3 protein-coding genes are annotated in these 5,793 nt (G+C 65.6%); all 3 read right to left on the bottom strand.

Annotation, left to right across the window (positions count from 1 at the left end):
• Positions 1-396: 396 nt before the first annotated feature.
• The 3 genes from FV234_RS24935 to FV234_RS24925 all read right to left on the bottom strand — a co-directional run bounded on the left by FV234_RS24935 (position 397) and on the right by FV234_RS24925 (position 5,269).
• The gene (locus FV234_RS24935) at positions 397-1,743 is read right to left on the bottom strand and encodes an HlyD family type I secretion periplasmic adaptor subunit (RefSeq protein ID WP_147832335.1); all 1,347 of its coding nucleotides are present in this window, start codon (positions 1,741-1,743) and stop codon (positions 397-399) included.
• Positions 1,744-1,745: 2 nt separating this feature from the next.
• Complete coding sequence (locus FV234_RS24930; RefSeq protein ID WP_147765309.1) at positions 1,746-3,524, bottom strand: type I secretion system permease/ATPase; 1,779 nt, start codon at positions 3,522-3,524, stop codon at positions 1,746-1,748.
• Positions 3,525-3,973: 449 nt separating this feature from the next.
• Positions 3,974-5,269 (bottom strand): family 16 glycosylhydrolase, encoded by a 1,296-nt coding sequence (locus tag FV234_RS24925; protein WP_147832334.1) that lies wholly within the window; start codon positions 5,267-5,269, stop codon positions 3,974-3,976.
• Positions 5,270-5,793: the final 524 nt, after the last annotated feature.

Here is a 5,793-nt window from a genome sequence, read left to right as displayed (position 1 = left end):
AGACGCGGCCCGTAACCCGGGCTCCCATCGAAGAGGCAGAATCCAGCCTCTCGGACGTCGGCCAATCCGTGGCAAACACCGATAACGATCCAAACCGAGCGTAACACCAGACTTCTGCAGCAGCCTGTTAAAGTGCAATGTCTGCTTCCGGGCGGTACGCTGATATCCGCTTCCCACCCGACCCGGTCGCTGCTGTCTGTTTCAACAGCCTAGAAGCAGACCTTCCGACGGTCCGCAAAGAGTCGTAACCGGACCCGCTGCGACGCATAAAAGCGCTTATGTGAACGGTCAACCGTTCGGTAAACGACTGGTTTCCTGACCAAAAGTTCTAGAATAACAGCAGCTTTTAGAGTTGCTTAGAGGTGGTACAAACTCACCCGCAGCAGTCTAATTTCCTCACTTCTCGCGCCAAGCCTTGGCGATTTGATCGGTGAGGGGTTTGACGAGATAGCTCAGGACGGAGCGTTCGCCGATTTGAAGGAACGCTTCAACCGGCATGCCGGGGATGAGGCGGACGGCGCCGAGCCGCGCTCGCTCTGCCTCGGGCACCAGGATGCGGGCGGTGTAGTAGCTCTGGCCCGTCTTGGGATCGGTCGAGACGTCGGCCGAGACGCGGGAGACGGTGCCGTCGATCTCGGGCGTGGTGCGGCTGTTGAAGGCGGGGAAGCGTAGCACCGCGCTTTGGCCGCGGCGCACGCTGTCGATATCCTGGGGCTGGATCCGGACCTCGACGGCGAGCTGGTCGGCCCAGGGCACGATCAGCATCGCCGGCTCGGACGGCGTGACCAGGCCGCCGACGGTGTGGACCGTCATCTGGTGTACGGTGCCGTCCTGCGGGCTGCGCAGGTCGATGCGCTTGAGCTGGTCCTCGGCCGCGATGCGCTTCTCGCCGAGTTCCGACGCCTTGCCGCGTATCTCGGCCAGGTCCTTACCCACCTCGGTGCGCATGTCACCATCGATTTGCAGGATCTGCAGTTCGGTCTCGGTGATCTTGCCGCGCGCCGAGGCAGTCTGAGCGACGAGCTGCCCGCGCTCGCCCTGAAGCCTCGCGGTCTCCCGCTCCAACGCGGTGACCCGTGTCAGCGGCACGAGGTTCTTACCGTAGAGTTCGCGCACGCCCTTCAGCTCGGTGAGGATCAGCGCCGTCTCGCGCTCCTTGGCGGCGGCCTGCTGGGTCAGGCCGCCGATCTCCTGGCGCAGCTGCGCGATGCGCTCGGCGAGCTGCGCCTTCTGCCCGGCGCGGCTGGCGCGGCGGGCCGAGAACAACCGCGTCTCGCCGTCGATGAGGCGGACGACCGACGGGTCGGCCGTCTGGCGCGTCAGCAGGTCGACGGGGAGAGCGATCGTCTTGGCGTCGTCGCGCTCGGCCTCGTCGCGGGCGCGGCGAGCGCTCAACTCGTCCAACGCCTTCAGCACGATGTCGAGGTTGGCCCGCACTTGCGTGGCGTCCAGCCGGATCAGAACATCGCCGGCCTTGACCCGATCGCCCTCGCGCACGAGCAGCTCTCCGACCACGCCGCCGGTGGGATGCTGCACCTTCTTCACGTCGGACTCGACCACGAGCTGGCCGGGGGCGATCACCGCGCCGGCGATCTCGGTGAGCGCGGCCCAGCCGCCGACGCCGACCACCAGCACGGTGCCGAGCGCCAAGCTCAGCGCCAGGTGGCGGCGGATCGAGGCTTTGGCACGCGGACGCAGGACGGACGGCGCGGGGGCCGCCGAGACGATCACCGGGTCGGTCATGGTCAGGCGCTTTCCTGCAAGGCGTGCGGAGCGGGGGCCTGCGACGGGATCGACGGCGCGTAACCCTGAGACGGACTCGGTTGGCTCGGGTCGGGGGCGGCGCGCAGCACGCGCTTGAACACCTCGTCCTTCGGGCCGAAGGCCTGGGCGCGTCCGTCGGCCATCATCAGCACGAGGTCCAGCGCCGCCAGCGCCGAGGGGCGGTGCGCCACGACGATGCAGATGCCGCCGCGGGCCCGCACCCCGAGGATCGCCCGCGTCAGGGCGTTCTCGCCCTCGGCGTCGAGGTTGGCGTTGGGCTCGTCGAGGAGCACTAGGAACGGGTCCCGGTACAACGCCCGTGCCAGCCCGACGCGCTGACGCTGCCCGGACGACAGCCCCGCCCCGCCCTCTCCGACCCGGGTGTCGTAGCCCTCGGGCAGGCGCAGCACCATCTCGTGAATGCCCGCCGCGTGCGCTGCCGCGATCACCGCCTCGGGGGCCGCGTCCGGATCGAAGCGGGCGATGTTCTCGCCGATCGTACCGGCAAACAGCTCAGCCTCCTGCGGCAGGTAGCCGAGATGGGGACCAAGCTCTGACGGGTCCCATTGGTCGAGAGCTGCCCCGTCGAGGCGTACCTTGCCACGAACGGGCGGCCACACGCCAATCAGCGCGCGCACCAGGCTCGACTTTCCGGATGCCGAGGGGCCGATCACCCCGAGGCCTTGCCCGGCACTAAGCGCGAAGCTAACCTCGCTGACCACCACGCGCTGGGCGCCCGGCGGGGCGATCGTAACCGCCTCCACCGTCAGCGTCTGCGACGGCACCGGCAGGCTGTGACGCGGCTGCCCGGCCGGGATGCGTGCGAGCAGATCCGAGAGCCGGGCCCAGCTCTGGCGCGCCTGGACGAAGCCCTTCCAGTTGGCGATGGCGAGCTCCGCAGGCGCCAGCGCCCGCGACACCAGGATCGAGCTCGCGATGATGATGCCGGCGGTGGCCTGGCCCTGGATGACGAGCCAGGCGCCGAGCGCCAGCACACCCGATTGCAGCGCCATGCGGAACACCTTGGACACGGCACCCAAGCCGCCTGCCACGTCCGCCGTGCGCTGCTGCGCGTCCATGTAGTCGCGGTTGGCCAAGGCCCAGCGCGCCTGGAAGCGTCCCTGCATGCCGAGCGCCGCCAGAACCTCGGCGTTGCGCCGGCCGGCCTCCGCCAGGCCGTTGCGGCGCTGGCCGTGCCCGGTTGCGGCCCGGGCCGGCCTGCGGGTGGCGCGGTCGGTCAGCCAGGTGACGCCGGCGAGGAACACGGCGCCCCCCAGCGCGGCGGCCCCGATCAGGGGATGGAACAGGAAGCAGACGCCGAGATAGATCGGCAGCCACGGCAGGTCGAAGAACGCCGACGGGCCGGTGCCCGACAGGAACGCGCGGATCTGGTCCAGGTCGCGCAGCGGGAGCAAGCCGTCGCCGGGCACCGCGCCCTTGAGCGGCGCGCGCACCACGACGTCGAACACCCGCCCCGACAGCGCCTCGTCGAGCGCCGCACCGATGCGTGCCAGGATGCGCGAGCGGATCGCCTCGAGCGCCCCCTGGAACGCGTACAGCGCCAGCGCCAGCGCCATCAGCCCGATCAGCGTCGGCACCGATCGGCTCGGGATCACCCGGTCGTAGACCTCCAGCATGAAGAACGAGCCGGTGAGGTACAGGACGTTCACCAGACCGCTCATCGCCGCAACGCCGACGAACGCTGCCCGGCATGACGCCAGGGCACCCGTGAGTTCTACCGAACCGCTATGCCTCGCCATCATCTTTTTACGACTCACGATTATGAAGGGCGCGATAAGGCGCGTGCGCTGCACACTTGCGCGCCCTGAAGGCGCGTAGATCTCAATCAAAAAGCCCAGCAAACAGTGAAGCCACGGGGCTGTCCCACTCTGCAGATTTACTTTCCTCCGATCACTTCCATGAAAATCAGAACTATATGTCTACTATCTCGTAGAGTAGTGATATTATCAGATATTGAATGAAACAAATGCTTTAAAAATAATTACGAATATTTGCTGAAAAATATGATGCGGCTGGAAGTATAGGCGGATATTTCATTTTGAATCAGACGTTCTAAATTCGACCTACTTCGGTGGCATTTGTAGTCATTGAGGTTGGCCAGGAGCTGATAAAGCGTTCGCTAGCTGTTCAGTGCCGTGACGTGGCGGCATCAGTTTCGCTGAGGCTGCCTCACACCGGGACTGCACAGCTAATAGTCCAACGTGCCGGTCACGGGAGTATGGACCGTGAAGGCAACTCCCTCGTGGACCCAATTTGCGCCCGTCTGAGCTTGCTCGAAGGCCGCGGTCTCGGCGTCGCCCGCGGTGTAATGGTGGTCGCCAGTTGCAGTGTCGAGGAACCGCTGCACCGTCAACGCGTCGGCCCCGGCCAGCGCCGGGTCGGCGTAGGCTTGGAACGCCACACCTTCGTCGTGGAAGCTTGGCATCATCGCGTCGATATGGTTACGCTCCGCGATGCTCGCCGTATAGAAGTGCTCGCCCGTCCGCGTATCGACGAAGCGGAACACGTCCACCGTGTCCGCACTTGGCGCCGGCGCCATCCAGGCCACGCCCTCCTCGGTGTAGGACGGCAGGTTCTGCGCGATGTACTGCCGTTCGCTCGGGCTTGTGGTGTAGAGGTCGTCCCCCGTGCCCGCGTCGCGGAAGTGGAACGTGTCGGTTAGCGCCGAGGAGGCCGGCGCGCTCGCATAGGCGTGGATATAGTCGATGGTCATCTGCGCCGGCACCGGCGTCGTGGCGTCCGGGTCGCCGGCCCAGGCCCCGCCGACGGCGAGGTTAGCGATTAGGTACATCGGCTTGTCGAGATCGGCCGGCGTAGCAGCCTGAAAGGTCGGCTGCCCGTCGTAGTACCAAGTGATGGTGTCGGGTTCCCAATCAACGCCGTAGGTGTGGAAGCCCGACGTCATGTCCGAGACGGTGACGTTGGCTTCATTCAGGTAATGCGTTGCATCGACCTTCTGGTCACCGGAGACCTGACTGTGGACCGTGTTGCGCAGGGTGGTCGGCTCACTGCCGATCATCTCCATCACGTCGAGTTCCGGCGGCCAGCTCCCGTCCTCCGGCAGCATCCAGAAAGCCGGCCATAGGCCATGACCGGCCGGGAGTTCTGCGCGCATTTCGAAGTAGCCGTAGGTCTGGCTGAACTCGTGATAGGTGTTGATCATCCCGGACGTGTAGGCCTGTCCCTCCAGCGATCCCTGGATGTCGGGGGCGGCCGGCGCGGCGAAGATCGTCAGCGCACCGTCGGCAACGTGGAACGGGTTCGGCAAACTGTTGCCGGCACCAGCCGCCCCGTCGGCTCCTGCGACGTAGTATTGCGACTCGTCGTTGTATGGCATCGTCCCGGTCGCGCGGATCTTGGTCGACCATTGCGGTGCTCCAACCGTGTCGAGACCTGTCGTGCCATTCCAGGTATCGAAGGCGTCGAACTCCTCGGCGAAGGTCAACGTCGCGGTCTGCGACAGGTTGTTCGGGTCGATCGCCATAGGGATGGCCGCCTATCCCTGGAGCTGAAAGAACTCAGCTACTGCTGCACAACTCCAGGTAGAATATAATTCTCAGTTATGCGTTCCAGGGTTGCAGTACGTAGCGTATGCCGTTTCTGGAATGGCACGCCCTGTTCAGTGATGCCCTTGCTGTTGATCTGCGGTCGATCCCTTCTCACGTTCTCCACGATCCCGACTGGCACGGCGGCCGCTCAGATGCTCAGCGCGGCCTCCGAGCTTTCGCGCTAGTTGGAGTACCTCGCCGCCGAGGTTGACCACTTTTTCGCTACAGTGCGGGCTGCATAGTCGGGCGACAGCGTAGCAGCTCTTGTCCGCCGCCCCGACAACAGATGTCCGCTTTCTGGTCTCTTTGGCCTCAAAGCGGAACGTCGTGAACCCTGAAGAGTTTCGGGCGCCGCGAGGCGTACGAAAGTCGTGGAAGAACGAACCCGCGGGATGGCGGGCGCAGAGCTATGGGGATTTGGGCAGACCGTCGACCCCAGCGAGGGACGGAAGGCGTGTGA

This window comes from Methylobacterium sp. WL8 (assembly GCF_008040045.1).
Classification (GTDB): domain Bacteria; phylum Pseudomonadota; class Alphaproteobacteria; order Rhizobiales; family Beijerinckiaceae; genus Methylobacterium; species Methylobacterium cerastii.
This window is presented reverse-complemented; position numbering and strand designations above follow the sequence as displayed.